Raw genomic sequence first — 14,778 nt, 5'->3', positions numbered from 1 at the left:
ACGCCAGCTTCCCAGGCCGCCACACGGCTGGCTCGGAGGCCAGCACGAGCTACCACTCATCCGTTCACCGCTGAGACTCCCTAGGGACCGGTCGGTTTTTGTTAATGCCCTTACAGACCCAGCGTTGGCCGGGCGTGAGTACCGGCCCCTCATGAGCTGAAGCGCTTTCGCTCTAATTAAGCTCTGAATACGCGTCGATACGCGTATTCGCCCTTGAAGCAACTACAACATAGCAGTAATCCATAAAAACCCGTTATCACATCAATGGAGAAGCAGCATGAGAAAGGTATGTTCAGTAGGCGGAGCACTGACGCTTTTTAGCGCGACTTGTTTTGCCCAAAGCAGCGTGACGCTGTACGGCATTGCCGACGGCGGTATTCTTTTTAACAACAACGTCAAGGGTGCGAAGCAATACGCCTTGTCCAGCGCAAATTCATCGCGCTGGGGTTTGCAGGGTTCTGAAGACCTGGGCGGGGGCCTCAAAGCAATCTTTACTCTTGAAAACGGTTATACCCTCGGCACCGGCGCGCTCAGCCAAGGCGGCCTTGAGTTTGGCCGTAAGGCCTTCGTAGGCTTGAAGAGTGATACATTCGGCACGTTGACACTGGGTCGTCAGTATTCGGCAAGCAACGATGCCACCTCCTCCTTGGCGTCCGGCGCTGACTGGGCTGCATCTGGTCTTGGCTATGGTACGCGAGCAGGCGACGTCGATAACTTGGATACGACGAACCGCGTTCAGAACGCGATTAAGTACACGAGCCCTAACTACCGCGGTCTCACGATTGGTGTCCTGTACAGCCTGGGCGGCCAGGCCGGCCAGTTCTCAAGGAACGAAGTCACCGACGCAGCCGTGTCGTACACAAACGGGCCGCTCAAGCTGGGTGCAAGCTACAACTTCACCAAGGACCCGTACTACGCAACCTTCGGCGACCAAGGCAATTCGTCGACGCCGACTTCGGCCGCAGGCGGGAATAACAACATGCCAAGCCGTATTTACGGCGGCTACGCGTCGGCTGGCTCGCAGCAGATTATCACGGCCGGCGGATCGTACGTGCTAGGATCCGCAACGATCGCCCTGCTGTACTCGAACACGCAATTCCAGAACCTTGGCTCGGTCAATGCGGTGGGCGGTTACGGCACTAAATACAACGGCGGCACCGCAACGTTCAATTCTGGAGAGCTGAACGTGAAGTACGCGTTGACCCCTTCGCTGACGGTGGCCGGTGCCTACATTTACACGCATAACAGCGGTGCTGACGGCGTTGGGAGTGCCAAGTACAACCAGTTTAACTTGGGCACAACTTACTTCTTGTCTAAACGGACGTCGGTGTACGCAATTGGCTTCTTCGAAACCGCTTCGGGCGTCGATTCGACAGGCAAACAGGCTGTTGCCGACTTCAGCGGATCGTCCTACTCGTCTAACAATCATCAGTTGGCGGCAATTGTTGGCATGACTCATAGATTCTAAACGGCATCAATACCGCTCGATCTGCAAGCCCAGAAGGGTTTCGCTAGCCAACAGGGAGGCTTGACCCTGCATGCCAATCTTGAAAAGATAAATTCGACGCGGACTAAGGTGATCCGGTTATGAGTTTGACAGAATTGTCGCTTGAACTGATTATTGGAAGGATGAGGCTGTACGTTGGTTGACCAACAAATCGCAGCGAGGGTTCATGCCTGGGTGACATCATCCACTTTTAATTTAGAAAAGTTGTATGTTGCCACGCTGGCATTCAATTGGCTGAAAGGACTCACGTCTATCAAGGTAAAGGAGGACTTGCGAGCATGCCGGAACGCGGCGTTCGCGATCGCGGCGTCGCTTAACAGAACCGCTTCTTAAGGAGACTTTTGTATGTTTAACGTTCGGGCGTCTGCACTCGCGTTTCTTGTAATCACTTCGATCGGCGCGTCCGTGCCCTCAGCAATGGCTCAAAATTCGCATACCCCTGTTGTCTCCAACATCTCAAAGGCAAGCGCTAAATCGTAACGCAAAGCAGACCGTAAGGCTGCGCGCACAAAGAAAAATGCGGAATTGAAGGATCTGGAAATAAACGGATACCAGCCGGGAAACGACCAGATCAATTACCCGCAGAGCCTTTAGGATGCGGAAATGAAGTCTGCGGCGTCTAAGACGCGAGCGGCATCGTGAAGCCTGACCGGGATTCAAAAATATCCTAAGCTTCAGATATTCACGAATCCCGGCCATACCTCTAGTCAGTGGGATATAGCGAATTCGGAGACCTGCGTTGCTGGCGACAGAACAAAAGAACTTCTCACACTGCGCACTTCTTCAACGGGGCTTCGTCCGAAGAGCCGTTTGAACTCGCGACTGAATTGCGAGGGACTTTCATAGCCGACACGAGTCGAGGCTGCCGCTGCGGATAGGCCGTCGCGAATCATCATGAGCCGGGCTTGATGTAGCCGCGTCGACTTGATGTACTGGATCGGCGAGTTCTGAGTAACAATCTTGAAATGCGCATGAAAGGCCGGCACGCTCATGCCCACGTCGCTCGCTAAACAGGTGACATCAAGGGCGTCGGCATAGTCCGCGTGGATGCGCCGTAGTGCCTTAGCGATCTTGCCGAACGGCCCTTGGTGCGCTAGAGCTGCACGCATGGCGCCGCCCTGTTCTCCAACCAGTACACGAAAACATATTTCACGCACGATGGCGGGCCCGAGGACCCTTGCTTCCATCGGAGAGGCCAAAGCCTCAAGCAGACGCAGCGTCGCATTAGCCAACGGCCGCCCGAGTGGCGTGGAAACCATGCCGCGTGGCGCAATGTTCGTATGGTCTTGCATCTGATCGATGACCAATACCATGTCTGCTACTGCAGCTAGATCGAGGCGCAGGGAGACGGCCAGCATTGGCTCAAATTCGCTGGCCTCCGTTTCGGTGGAGAAAGGCAGCGGCACCGACAGTACCAAATAATGCTGGGCATCGTAGACAAAAATTTCGTCTGCCAGGAAACCTCGTTTGCGACCCTGGCAGACGATTACGATGCTCGGCTCGTACAACACGGGCGTACGGCCCAAGGGCCGGTTGGAGCGCATGAAGCGCACGCCGTCGAGGGCCGACAGGGTGTAGCCCTCATTCGGCGCCAATTTTGCCAGCAGTTGAGTCATACGGAGGGGGTCCGGGACGTTGGCGACACTCATGCTTACACGCTCGCTTTAGAGATTTGTCGATAGGAATTGTCCATCAATATTGACCGAGGTGTCGACCATACAAATTATGAATATAGGAATAGGCAACAAGCTAATAGCTCTGTGTATTCGCATATCAGGAGGCCACTCCTAACATGGTCTAACTTGCTGCATATGCCTGTCAACCATCTGTGGGAAAGGACGTCCCGCTCGCGCGCCAGGTTTTCAGTTGCTGAATTTCTGGTCGCCTTTACTGGAGAATACTTATGAACGTATGCATGATGTCGAGTGGCCGAGAAAAGCTTGCTCTTATCGAGGGGACATCCGAACCCTCCATCGTCGAGGCGCTGAAAGATATTGCGCCCGACCTTGCGGGCTTTGCAATCAGCTTCGTGTACGGCGAGATCTATACACGTGAGGGACTGAGCGTGGAAGATCGCCAGATCGTCACGGTGGCTGCGCTTGCAGCGATGGGTGGGCTCGAGTCGCAGCTCAAATTTCATATCGCTGGTGCCTTGAACGTTGGATATACACCCTCTCAGTTAGTGGAATTGATGACCCATCTTGTCGTCTACGCCGGCTTTCCGGCTGCACTGAATGGTGTCTCAGCCGTCAGGGAGGTTTTTCGCAACAAAGGGATTGTCGCCGTGCCAACCAGTCTGGCCGAACCACCGGAGTCTCGGTTCAAGGCCGGTTTATCGGCTTTGAATGAGATCGATGGTGCAGTAGGAACTCGGGTGATCGACTCGCTAAGCGACATTTCTCCGGACCTCGGCCGTTTCATCGTCGAATTCGCATTCGGCGAGATCTACACGCGTCCCGGTCTCAATTTGTTTCTGCGCGAACTCGCGACGGTTGCGGCGTTGGCTGCGATGGGCTCGGCGATGCCGCAACTGAAGGTGCACATGCACGGCTTCCTGAATGTCGGAGGGAGCCGGGAGCAGCTTGTCGAAACAATCATCCAGGTAGCCGCCTACGCTGGCTTTCCGCGCGCCATTAATGCCGCCCTGGTCGCACGCGACGTCCTCGCGGATCGCGATGCGGGCCGACACCACTGAGGCGGTTGCAACCAATCATCGACCCATTGACCGTGCCGTGTGCGATCTATCAAAGAAGAGCTTACCCATCGAAGTCGCTCGGGTGACGCCACGCATCAATAGACATAACGAGCGATGAGTGCCGCTATTGCGGTCAACCTTCTCGATCGATGCGAAGGGCCTTAACGGTTGATTGGGGCAATAAGGTCGCTGTTTCTTCGTCTCAGACAACTTTAAGAAAGGTAATGTCATGATCAAGCCCTCTAGCGCCCTTAGCGCTCGACGTTCGGCTCCCGCCGTACAGTGGGCGCAAACAGGCCCGACACTCGCCCTGCTTGTCTTCGCGGCGTTTCTTGTGGTCGGCCAGATGTACGCGGTGCTGCCGCTCTACGGGGCGATGGGGGCGACCTTCGGCGTCGCGCCCCGCGCCGTAGCCTGGACTTCAACGGCATTCGGTTTCGCATACGCCGTCGGCTTTCTAGTGGCGGGTCCCCTGACCGACCGATACGGCGCGCGAACCATGATCTCGTTCGGCCTCGTCTTGGCCGCCGCCGCCACCGCTCTCGTCGCGACGGCGGTCGACATTAAGGTGGCGATCGAAATGCGCGTGCTCCAGGGATTTTTGTCTGCCATGTTCACGCCGGCAGCGTACTCGTATGTCGCGAACCATGTTCGACCCGAGCGTCGGTCGCTGGCACTGAGCTTTTTGGCAAGCAGTTTGCTGGCGGCGGCCGTTGTCATGCAGGTTTGTTCGCAGTTGATCGTCAGCAGACTGAACTGGCAGGCCTTGTTCCTGATATGCGCAGCACTCATGCTGGTGACCGGATCTGTTGCGTGGTTCACCCTGCAGGGCAGTCGCGCTGAATACAAAACAAGCATCGTCGCGGCGTTTCAGGCGATGCCGCGGTTGTTGTCTCAGCCACGACTCGTCGCGATCTATCTCGCGACAATGACCTTGCTCGGTGGCTTCGTCGGAATCTACAGTGCGATCGCCCTGGCCGGTCTCGCAAGGGGCGTGGCCGACGCGCATGCGCTGCTTGCCCTGCGCTTGTCCGGGCTTCCCGCGATGATCGCCGTCCCGCTGCTCGCGCCCTACATTGCTTTCCTCACTCCGCGGGTCCGGGTGGTGACGGGCATGGCTCTCGCAGCGGGGACAGCACTGGCATCAAGTTTCGCGGACGGAAACATCGTTCTATTGGGAGCCGTGATGCTGCTGTTTCTCGGCGGCATTGTTATGGCAGCGCCCGCTTTAGTCGAATTAATCAGCGAGTCTGTGACTGAAAACCGAGGTGTGGCCACGTCACTGTACGCATTCTCAATGTTCGCTGGAGGCAGCATCTGTGGACAACTTGTTAGTCAAATGACCGGACTCGATTTCGGTTTCGGTGTGATCGTCAAGTTCGTATGCGCGATCCTCGGCGCAGGGGCTCTTTTAATAACTATGTCGAAATTCTTGGCCAGTCCTGCGCAGGCATTCGCTGCGCAACACTTCGAATCCGAGAGGTAATCCATGCAGTTCTTAATTCAAACCAGTCGCACTGCGGAGTTTGAAAGTCGGGTATCGCCGGCGGCATTGCAAGGCGAAGAGGCACAACTCCGACATCTCTATGCGACCGAGGTCGTCCGTCACATCTGGCATCGCTACGATCGACCCGGTGCCGTCATGCTTGTCGAGGCGGATGACGGGGCGCATGCGGTGCATTCGGTCGAGTCTCTGCCGCTCGTTTCTGCAGGGCTGGTCACGATTGACGAGGTGACGCCGTTAAAACCCTATGCAGGTTTCTGCCGCACGTAGTGCAAGTCTGGCAGTTTTATCACCATGGGACGTTTCTTCGTCTCGGCGTTGCTTTACCTCAAATTAGCAATGGGATCGACACCATGAACACGTTTAAGCCGCAACTCTCAGCCGATCATTTTGACGTGCGCACGCCAGCTGGAGTGCGCGTCACCCGAGGTCCGGGTTCGATATCGATGATAGAGCGCGCGCACTCGATAGAGGCAATCCTGACCCGCACCTATATCGACGGGAGGTGGCGCGACGCTGCCACAGACGAGCGCTGGCAGCATATCCACCCCGCGACCAACGAAGCTGACTTTAAGATACCCGTGAGTTCTTCCGATGAGGTCGACCTCGCCGTTCGTGCGGCTAGAAAGGCCTTTGACACGGGCCCATGGTCCCGCATGACAGCGCGCGAGCGCCGACTGGCGCTGCGTCCAATGGGCGACCTGCTGCGCGCGCACGAAACGGAGCTTGCGCAACTTCAGTCCATCGATAACGGTATTCCCATCAGCGTCGGTCGCGGCTTCCGTTTCTCTGCGTCTTTTGCAGCAGACGTCTTCGATTACTTCGGTGGCTGGATCGATAAGCTCGATGGAGTAGCGCCGCCCGTATATGCGGCGCAGGCCAATTCGCAAATGTTCACGCTTAAAGAGCCAGTTGGCGTGGTTGCCGCGATCACTCCATTCAATGCCCCGGTCATGCAGTTTGCGCAAAAGGTCGCGCCCGCGCTTGCTGCTGGCTGCACAGTCGTGTTCAAGCCGTCTGAGTACGCTAGCAATGTCGCCGCTTTCTACACACGGCTTATCGAACAACTCGATTTGCCGCCCGGTGTATTTAATCTCCTTCCAGGAACGGCTAGCACCGCTCGGGCGCTTGTTGCGCACCCTTCGGTTGACAAGGTCGCATTTACCGGACGGCGCTCTGTGGGCGAGCAAATTCTCGCTGCCGGCGCCCCCGGCTTGAAACGAGTCCAGTTGGAGTTGGGTGGCAAGAGTCCGGCCATTGTGTTCGACGACGTGGCTGACGTGCAGGGAGTGGCGAGCTACGTGATGAGCCTCGTTTCGATAGGCCTGTCCGGCCAGCTATGTTCAACGCAAACCCGGGCACTCGTCCAGCGCAATGTGTACCGGGAGTTCGTTGACGCTGCAGCGGCCCAAATCAAAAATGTCCGTCTGGGCGATTCGTTCGACCCGGCCGTAACCTCGATTCCCCTGATTAACGCGGCAGCGACAAGCCGCGTGACCGAACTGATCGACGGCGCCATTGAGCAAGGCGCGCAACTTGTGACAGGCGGCCACCGGATCGAGATTGCGGGCGGCGGCAATTGGGTTGAGCCGACACTGTTTGCGGACGTCACCGAATCGATGACGATTGCGCACGAAGAAGTGTTTGGACCTGTGCTGGCGGTGATTCCGTTTGACACGGAAGATGACGCTGTGCGCATGGCGAATGCCTCCGAATACGGCTTATCTGCGGGCGTCTATACGCATGATATCTCAAGGGCAATGCGGGTTGGCAGACGGCTGCGTACCGGGACTGTCGGGATCAACAGCCTCTACGTCGCTGTCCCGACCGCGCCGTTTGGCGGCTACAAAACATCTGGCCTTGGCCGCGAGGGAGGCCGGGACGGCTTGGAAGGCTATCTCGAAACGAAGACGATCAGCATTCCTCTCGCCTGAGTTCGATAAGCAACGCACGAGTTTCACGCGCACATGAACGTATTCGCATGGGCAACAGCCGACCGCGATATCCGCGATCGCATTTGTCGGACGGCCGCTATGTCGATGCACGCGATTCGCACGAGAACGCTCCATATGCGAGCAATTGCATGAGTAGACGCCACACCGAAACAACAATGCCGACGGATTCACTGCCGTCGGCGATTTCCGCGCGGTGTGATCGATTACGCCGCAACGGTTCTCTAGCGGCAAGCAATCAACATAAATTATCGACAAAGGATAATGAACATGTCCACAACCAATGAGCCAAAGGTCATTCTTGTTACGGGAGCAAGCAGCGGCATTGGTGAAGCCACCGCGCGTCTTCTCGCCGACCAAGGACATCACCTTGTAGTCGGCGCACGACGGACCGATCGGCTGGCTGCATTGGCCGCCGAAATCCAGGCCAAAGGCGGCTCGGTGCACTACCGCGCACTGGACGTTACCTCCCTGGCAGATGTGAACAGCTTCGTCGAGTGCGCTATAGAAACTTTCGGTCGGATTGACGTCATCGTCAACAATGCCGGTGTCATGCCATTGTCGCCGCTAGATGCGCTTAAAGTAGACGAGTGGAATCGTATGATCGACGTAAATATCCGCGGTGTGCTACATGGCATCGCAGCAGTGTTACCCACCATGCAAGCACAGGGACATGGGCAGGTGATCAACGTTTCTTCCATTGGCGGATTAGCTGTTTCGCCCACGGCGGCGGTGTACTGCGCGACGAAATTTGCAGTGCGCGCCATTTCAGACGGACTGCGCCAAGAGAACAATCGGATCCGCGTGACCGTGATCTGCCCCGGTGTAGTCGAGTCCGAACTGGCCGACTCGATCTCCGACGATGCAGCACGTACGGCAATGCTTGAATTCCGCCGCATCGCATTACCGGCTAATGCAATTGCACGTGCAGTTGCCTATGCCATCGAGCAGTCCAATGACGTAGATGTAAGTGAGATTGTGGTGCGCCCAACGGCCAGCCCCTATTAACTAACTGCAAACCGGAAACGGAGAAAAGTATGTCAACCAGCATCTCAAACGAAACAACGTTCAGTGGAAAGGTCGCGCTTGTAACAGGTGCGGCAAGTGGAATAGGCCTCGCGACGACGAAGCTTTTGCATGAACGAGGCGCAAAAGTGATCGCCGTGGACAGGAGTTCAGATATTGAAACGCTCGCGCGTCCTGGCATCGTTCCATTCCTTGCCGACGTGGCAGAGGAAGATAGCGTCGTGCGTGCGGTGGCCTTGGCGATAGAGACCTTTGGGAAGCTGGATATTTTAGTGAACAATGCGGGCATCATCATTAACAAGCCCGTTGTAGACATGACACTCGACGACTGGAACGGAATCCTAGCTGTCAATGCGACCGGCGCATTTTTGTTTTCCCGTGAGGCGATGCGGGCCATGATCCCTGCGAAACAAGGCGCAATCGTCAATGTTGGCTCCTACGCTTGCTATCAGGCGTTCCCCACCATCGCCGCGTACGCGGCTTCCAAGGGAGCACTTGCGCAACTTACTCGGGCGCTCTCCCTTGAGGCGATTGACCACGGTATCCGCGTCAACGCAGTAGGCTCGGGTGACGTAGTGACCAACATCACCAACCACATTCATGCAGATGGCCCTGGCTTCCTTGCCGAGCACGGCAAGAACGCACCGATTAAGCGGGCCGCGCAGCCTGAAGAGATTGCTGAAGTGATTGCATTTTTGGCCTCGGACAAAGCGAGTTACCTCGTGGGCTCAGTCGTTATGGCCGACGGTGGGATGAGCGTTGCACTCAAGTAACTGCAACGTAACGAACAAACGTACCCTTTCGGGCTCTTCAGCCCGCCCTTGGTTTCGAACACAAAGGCAATTTCATGACTGCAGCCCCCAAAACCTGGTTCATTACCGGCGCATCTAAAGGCATAGGCCAAACACTAGCGCGCCAACTGTTGGCACGCGGCGACCGTGTCGCCGCAACCTCGCGAACGCTCCATTCGCTTGAAGCGGCTCTCGGTCCGGCCTCAAGTCGCTTGCTCTTGCTAGAAGTGGATCTGACGAACGCAAAGAGCATACAGTCTGCGGTAGACCAAACAATTACCGCGTTTGGTCATCTCAACGTCGTTGTCAACAACGCAGGCTACGGACAGCAGGGCACAATTGAGGCACTGTCAGATTCGGAGCTGCGTAACAACTTTGAGGTGAACTTTTTCGCACCGTTTAACGTGGTGCACTATGTGTTGCCGCACCTTCGGCGCCAGCGGGCGGGCCATATTATCAACGTCGCTTCTATTGTTGGATTCCAGGGCGGCTTTGCGGGTTGGGGCAGCTACGTGGCCAGCAAGTTCGCCCTGGCTGGTATGACTGAATCGTTGGCGGCTGAGGTCGCTGAACTGGGCATCAAAGCCACCATCCTCTATCCCGGGCCGGTACGCACCGACTTCCTTTCCAGCGGATCGCTGGTAGTGTCTCAACATCAGATCGATGACTATAAAGAGGCCCAGGCCTCGCTGGACCTCCACCTTGGAACCTACGCGGGCAATCAGTCAGGCGATCCAGAGCGGCTGGCCTCGCTGATCATGCAAGCCGCCGATAGCGTCGTACCGCCACTCCATCTGTTTGCCGGCTTCATCGCCAACGAACTTGCGCAACAGAAAATGCTAGCGATAGGCGACGAGATGAAGATCTGGAAAGGCTCATCGGAGGCAACGGACTTTCCCAGCTGACCAAATGCAATCAGAATGCGGATGTTCTGCTTGCTGTCGTGATGGCGCTCGGCAGCAAGCGCAATCAAACCCTAAGGTTTCCTGAAATTTTGTCTTCCATGAGGTCGTGTATAAACTCGATTAAATGGAAGAAAACCGATGTTGAAGATACCGAAGCGGGAATACATGACAGAGTTCACGAAGCTGGCGGTAAAGCGGCTGAAGGACGGGCAAAACATTCGCGACGTAGCGCGAGAATTGGGGATTTCACATCAGACGCTACGTAACTGGGTGAAAGCGCATGACGTGGGGACGCTCAACGGCTCTGACCTTTGATATCCATTAAAACGCACTTCTTAAGGCCTTCTCCGGACTACCGCATCCATCTCATAATTGTATAAGCGACTGTGCATGCTCGATGGCCCATCAAGAGTTTCAATGCGGCTTCGCTGCGAACGTCTCGTGAGCACAGTGCACCTCTTCCGGGTCAAAAAGCTCATGCAGATCCGTCATACGTAGGTGTGACCGTCGTATCAACGGTGCCAGCGTCTCCCTTCACGCTTTTGCAGTCTTCATCCGTTTGGCTGGCCGCGTTTGCAGGCTCGGGGCAGTGGATGCGGCCTCGTTGTCCAGTCGGGTCGCATGATAGCCGCGGTGGAAGTCTTTGATGTGCTTACGCATCCATTCCTCGGCACCCGCAGCGTCTTTGGCCTTGATGGCACCAAGAACCGCGCGATGGGCGTCCAGCAATCGCTTGCCGGCGACTGGAACATTGGTCATGACCGCACTGAAAGCGGGATAAAAGAGACGGCTCATTGGCTCGCGCGCTAAGATGAGCGCTCGATTTGTCGACATTGCCGCTACGATACGGTGGAACTCAATATCGAGTGACACAACGGAATCTCCTGCCTTCACCGCTGCCGCGGTGAGTACTACGTTCTGCTCCAGTTTCGAGAGAAGCTCACCATCATACAAGCCCGCTGCCAACTTCGCGACTGCGGGTTCGAGCACCAGCATGGCGTCGCACAACTCAGAAAATGAGATCTGATGGAGTACAAGCATTCGTTCGACCTGACCACTAATTTCATCGTGGGAAGGTCGAGTTACGATCATTTTTTTGGCACTCTCGCGCCGTAACAGATTTGCCTCTTCGAGGACGCGAATACCTTCTCGAACCGTTGAGCGGTTCACACCGAAGGCCTCGCAGAGTTGAGCTTCCGTTGGCAACTGGTCGCCTTCCTTGAGCCGCCCATCGAGAATGCGCTCAGTCATCAACTCCGCAAGCACTCGGTAGGCCGGTACTTTATTAATTCGGTCAAACGGCGAATCGATTATGGCCATCTTTTGCTCTCCATCCTGACAGATCAACACTCTATCATCGCGATCACGCGGCCTCACGTAGACGGGGCGTGAATCCGCCAAATAGGGTACTCGAATGTCGAGACCAATATGCCCGCAACGCTTTCCCAAGTCACGACGCAGCGGTAGGAGTTTCGCGCGCGGCTGCATAGGGGTTGAACGGCAGAGCGCCCCGGACCGTCATGCTAATACGCTCCTGCGCGGCCGGAAGGACTTTTGCATGCGGAAAGACGTAAAACTGATCGTCACTAACAGCGTCGACAGTCATTTCGGCGATCATCTGTGCCGACACCTTCCCTCGAGCGATCGCAGTCTCGAGATTGCGCCTCGCATCAGCGTCGCTTCGGATCGACGCGGACAGATCCCGCGCGATGTTACTGGGAAAAAATGCCGGCGATACAACGGTGACGCCGATCGCCAAGCCACGAACGCGCAGGTCATGATGTAGCGTTTCCGAGAACGATACAACTGCACTCTTCGTCGCGTTATACAAACCGAGGCCGGGCGTTGCGAACCAGGCCGCCGCCGACGCCACGTTCACGAAATGCCCTACGTATTGCGCAATCATTATCGGGACAAACGCCCGCACAACCCACGCTACGGCCGCGAGATTGACACCAATGACACGCTGCCATTCGTCAGGCGTAACTTCCCATACGGGGCCCATGGAGAGAACCCCGGCACAGTTAAACACCAGGTGAGCTGCGCCGAACGCGTTCACCGTCGCGTCTCGCATCGATTCGACGCCGGAATTTAGCGCGATGTCGCAGACGTGCATTTCCAGCTCAACGCCGCTCTGTTCTCGGCACAACGCTACGGTTTCGACCAGGCCGCCGGCATCGCGATCGGACAGCATTACTTTCATGCCACGCTTCGCGCAGCAAATGGCGAGTTCGCGGCCGAGCCCGCTCGATGCTCCGGTGACAACGGCAACTTTATCGAGTAACAATTCCATCAAGGAACTCCGGTGGTCGTGATCAATGCATCGACGCGAGCGTAATCTCCTCTTCGTTCGCATCGGACGTGGAAAACTCTTCGACTATCGGCCCTTGGCGGCCCACTAGGATGAGATCGGATATCTTGAGAACTTCAAACTAGTATGAGGAAATCACCACCACGGCCTTGCCTTGATCCGCGAGCCGCGCGATCAGGCCGTGTATCTCTGCAATCGCTCCGCGTAACACCGCGCGTCGTCTCGTCGAAAATGATCAACTCTGGATCTTGGGCCAACGCTTTCGCTATGACTACCTCCTGCTGGTTCCCACTTGAGAGTTCGACGACCTTTACGTGGGCGCTGAAGGCGCGAATAGCTAATCGCTTGCGCCACCCGTCTGCATCGTCAATCGCATCCTGCCTCGATATCATGATCTTCTTGCGAAGCTTCGCGAGCTTACCCATGTCAAAAAACCCTCGGCTATGAGAGCTGGTTCAAGGAATGGTTTTCTCTGGGGGAACGCACGGAGGCGCTTGCTCGCAAAGCCTTGTCGGAGGGTTCAGAGTTGACCGCGCGCGACCAATTGTTCCGCGCGTCGAATTATTATCGACACGCAGACTTTTTCCTGTCTGGAAAAGACGCGCGTAAACGATCCAATTTTGTAAAGGTTGCGGCGTGTTTCAAAGAAGCGCTCACTTACGATCCGCACAACGTGCAATGTGTGCAGGTCAAATGCGGAGATGATGTCTATGATGGATATTTTTGTCCGGTACCGCACGCGAACGAGCGAACGCCGGCCGTTTTGATGCTTGGCGGCGCTGATTCGCTGGCCGAGGAATTGTACTTTTGGGGGGTTCGCGACCTCCTAGATCGTGGAATCGCGGTGCTGCTCCTGGATACTCCGGGGCGGGGTTCGAGCCTCCGAATGAAGCAGATTTATTCGCGCCCGGATTACGAGGTACCGGTTAAAGCAGCCATCGACTATCTGTCTGCGCGGCCTGAAGTAGACCCGGACCGAATTGGATGTGTGGGAGTGAGTATGGCGGGCTATTATGCGCCACGCGGCACCGCATACGAACCGCGTATTAAGGCGCTCGTCCTCTGGTGCGCGTGCTACGATATTTTAACCGAACTTTATGAATGGTACCCGGCCATACGTGGACAGATCCAATGGATCTTAGGTGTTGACAACGACGAGCAAGCGCGCGAGAAGCTCGAAGACTTTAACCTCTCGAAATGTGCCCACCAGATCAAGTGTCCGACGCTAATCTCGCACGGCGTTAATGACGTTGTGATGAACGTTTCTGGCGCGGAACGACTTTTCAACGAGATCGGCAGTACCGATAAGGTGTTAAAGCTCTGGGGTGGCGAAGAAGGCGGCGCAGTTCATTGCAACTACGACAATTGGTCTCTGTCAGTGCCGTTCATGTTTGATTGGCTGGCCAAAAAGCTGTAGTTCGTCGATCAAAATCGCCTGACGGCGTTCGACAAGTGGGCACCCAAGAAGCCCGTTAAATAGGCTTCTTGACTTCCCTCGATGTCTGTCCATCGGCGGATACTTGCGCTATATCTTGGACGACTAGCCTGCGTGCTTTAGCAATCGGCGCGAGCAACGTCTCAAGGGCAATCCATCTCGGAAACCGCCGGCGGCGCTTGCGCAACCACACCGCGTTGCTTGTCTTGGGCCTTCGGTGACCCGGCAGGGGGGTGTACCATCGATGTCGGCGTCAGCGCGCGCATCGCCTGCGCTAACTTGGTCGCCGCCTTTCGCGTATGCTTCGCTTGCGACAGCTTTTGCTTCCGGTACGCTTCGATTGGATTCGGATCAAACGCCCCCTTGTAACACCTGCTGTCAGAGCCCTTGCGGATCACTTGTCGTAATTTAAGGTTGTGCGGAACAATGCGCCACATTTCTTGTGAGGTCGGTCGTCAATAGTGGAGAGCAATGGATTAAGCCGCGAGTCGCGTTTTATAAAATCGACTGCACGAAGGCAGCAGGCGACAGATAGTCAAGACGGGCCTGATTGCGTTGCCGGTTGTAGAAGATCTCGATGTATTCGGTGATGGCCTTCCGGGCCTCGGCGCGCGTCGTGAACCGGCGGTGATGCACGAGTTCGTTTTTGAGC

12 protein-coding genes and 3 pseudogenes are annotated in these 14,778 nt (G+C 56.2%); 10 read left to right on the top strand and 5 right to left on the bottom strand.

Translation table 11 applies throughout. The features are described from left to right. Positions 1-277 precede the first annotated feature (277 nt). Positions 278-1,468 carry a porin gene (locus ACFFAR_RS09600; protein WP_375507812.1) on the top strand — a complete coding sequence of 397 codons (1,191 nt, stop codon included), beginning with the start codon at positions 278-280 and terminating at the stop codon, positions 1,466-1,468. Between the two features lie 746 nt (positions 1,469-2,214). On the opposite strand, the gene ACFFAR_RS09595 is transcribed toward ACFFAR_RS09600, so the two are convergent. After that, a complete protein-coding gene (locus ACFFAR_RS09595; protein ID WP_375507811.1) occupies positions 2,215-3,123 on the bottom strand; it encodes an AraC family transcriptional regulator N-terminal domain-containing protein in 909 nt (302 codons plus the stop codon). A 287-nt stretch (positions 3,124-3,410) separates the two neighbouring features. On the opposite strand from ACFFAR_RS09595, the gene ACFFAR_RS09590 reads away from it, so the two are divergent. The 8 genes and pseudogenes from ACFFAR_RS09590 to ACFFAR_RS09555 form a co-directional block, all read left to right on the top strand. Next, positions 3,411-4,202 (top strand): carboxymuconolactone decarboxylase family protein, encoded by a 792-nt coding sequence (locus ACFFAR_RS09590; RefSeq protein ID WP_174363031.1) that lies wholly within the window; start codon positions 3,411-3,413, stop codon positions 4,200-4,202. Between the two features lie 229 nt (positions 4,203-4,431). Continuing rightward, a complete protein-coding gene (locus tag ACFFAR_RS09585; protein WP_174363030.1) occupies positions 4,432-5,688 on the top strand; it encodes an MFS transporter in 1,257 nt (418 codons plus the stop codon). A 3-nt stretch (positions 5,689-5,691) separates the two neighbouring features. After that, a complete protein-coding gene (locus tag ACFFAR_RS09580; RefSeq protein WP_174363029.1) occupies positions 5,692-5,976 on the top strand; it encodes a hypothetical protein in 285 nt (94 codons plus the stop codon). A gap of 83 nt (positions 5,977-6,059) precedes the next feature. After that, the gene (locus ACFFAR_RS09575; protein WP_375507810.1) at positions 6,060-7,640 is read left to right on the top strand and encodes an aldehyde dehydrogenase family protein; all 1,581 of its coding nucleotides are present in this window, start codon (positions 6,060-6,062) and stop codon (positions 7,638-7,640) included. 282 nt (positions 7,641-7,922) lie between these two features. Next, positions 7,923-8,666, top strand: coding sequence for an SDR family oxidoreductase (locus ACFFAR_RS09570; protein WP_375507809.1), 744 nt, complete (start codon positions 7,923-7,925; stop codon positions 8,664-8,666). Positions 8,667-8,695: 29 nt separating this feature from the next. Beyond that, positions 8,696-9,457 carry an SDR family oxidoreductase gene (locus ACFFAR_RS09565; protein ID WP_174363027.1) on the top strand — a complete coding sequence of 254 codons (762 nt, stop codon included), beginning with the start codon at positions 8,696-8,698 and terminating at the stop codon, positions 9,455-9,457. A 74-nt stretch (positions 9,458-9,531) separates the two neighbouring features. Continuing rightward, entirely contained in the window at positions 9,532-10,380 is an 849-nt protein-coding gene (locus ACFFAR_RS09560; protein ID WP_375507808.1) for an SDR family oxidoreductase, read from the top strand. 138 nt (positions 10,381-10,518) lie between these two features. Continuing rightward, positions 10,519-10,686: pseudogene (locus tag ACFFAR_RS09555) on the top strand (transposase); the annotation flags it as partial. Between the two features lie 228 nt (positions 10,687-10,914). Here the strand turns inward: ACFFAR_RS09555 and ACFFAR_RS09550 are convergent. The 3 genes from ACFFAR_RS09550 to ACFFAR_RS09540 form a co-directional block, all read right to left on the bottom strand. Beyond that, positions 10,915-11,700 (bottom strand): FCD domain-containing protein, encoded by a 786-nt coding sequence (locus ACFFAR_RS09550; RefSeq protein WP_174364624.1) that lies wholly within the window; start codon positions 11,698-11,700, stop codon positions 10,915-10,917. 130 nt (positions 11,701-11,830) lie between these two features. Further along, a complete protein-coding gene (locus tag ACFFAR_RS09545; RefSeq protein WP_174364623.1) occupies positions 11,831-12,673 on the bottom strand; it encodes an SDR family NAD(P)-dependent oxidoreductase in 843 nt (280 codons plus the stop codon). Between the two features lie 134 nt (positions 12,674-12,807). Continuing rightward, positions 12,808-13,083: an ATP-binding cassette domain-containing protein gene (locus ACFFAR_RS09540; protein WP_375507813.1), complete on the bottom strand. Its 276-nt coding sequence runs from the start codon at positions 13,081-13,083 to the stop codon at positions 12,808-12,810. A gap of 56 nt (positions 13,084-13,139) precedes the next feature. Between ACFFAR_RS09540 and ACFFAR_RS09535 the strand changes: the two are divergent. After that, positions 13,140-14,108, top strand: a pseudogene (locus ACFFAR_RS09535) (alpha/beta hydrolase family protein); the annotation flags it as partial. A gap of 494 nt (positions 14,109-14,602) precedes the next feature. Here ACFFAR_RS09535 and ACFFAR_RS09530 read toward each other — a convergent pair. Continuing rightward, positions 14,603-14,778, bottom strand: a pseudogene (locus ACFFAR_RS09530) (IS3 family transposase); the annotation flags it as partial.

Origin of the sequence: uncultured Caballeronia sp. (genome assembly GCF_964243625.1) — a bacterium.
GTDB lineage: Bacteria > Pseudomonadota > Gammaproteobacteria > Burkholderiales > Burkholderiaceae > Caballeronia.
This window is presented reverse-complemented; position numbering and strand designations above follow the sequence as displayed.

Excerpts from the sequence above, each read along its gene's own strand:
- ACFFAR_RS09600 (WP_375507812.1), top strand. The coding sequence starts at position 278 with ATGAGAAAGGTATGTTCAGTAGGCGGAGCACTGACGCTTTTTAGCGCG.
- ACFFAR_RS09595 (WP_375507811.1), bottom strand. The coding sequence starts at position 3,123 with ATGACTCAACTGCTGGCAAAATTGGCGCCGAATGAGGGCTACACCCTG.
- ACFFAR_RS09590 (WP_174363031.1), top strand. The coding sequence starts at position 3,411 with ATGAACGTATGCATGATGTCGAGTGGCCGAGAAAAGCTTGCTCTTATC.
- ACFFAR_RS09585 (WP_174363030.1), top strand. The coding sequence starts at position 4,432 with ATGATCAAGCCCTCTAGCGCCCTTAGCGCTCGACGTTCGGCTCCCGCC.
- ACFFAR_RS09580 (WP_174363029.1), top strand. The coding sequence starts at position 5,692 with ATGCAGTTCTTAATTCAAACCAGTCGCACTGCGGAGTTTGAAAGTCGG.
- ACFFAR_RS09575 (WP_375507810.1), top strand. The coding sequence starts at position 6,060 with ATGAACACGTTTAAGCCGCAACTCTCAGCCGATCATTTTGACGTGCGC.
- ACFFAR_RS09570 (WP_375507809.1), top strand. The coding sequence starts at position 7,923 with ATGAACATGTCCACAACCAATGAGCCAAAGGTCATTCTTGTTACGGGA.
- ACFFAR_RS09565 (WP_174363027.1), top strand. The coding sequence starts at position 8,696 with ATGTCAACCAGCATCTCAAACGAAACAACGTTCAGTGGAAAGGTCGCG.
- ACFFAR_RS09560 (WP_375507808.1), top strand. The coding sequence starts at position 9,532 with ATGACTGCAGCCCCCAAAACCTGGTTCATTACCGGCGCATCTAAAGGC.
- ACFFAR_RS09550 (WP_174364624.1), bottom strand. The coding sequence starts at position 11,700 with ATGGCCATAATCGATTCGCCGTTTGACCGAATTAATAAAGTACCGGCC.
- ACFFAR_RS09545 (WP_174364623.1), bottom strand. The coding sequence starts at position 12,673 with ATGGAATTGTTACTCGATAAAGTTGCCGTTGTCACCGGAGCATCGAGC.
- ACFFAR_RS09540 (WP_375507813.1), bottom strand. The coding sequence starts at position 13,083 with ATGATATCGAGGCAGGATGCGATTGACGATGCAGACGGGTGGCGCAAG.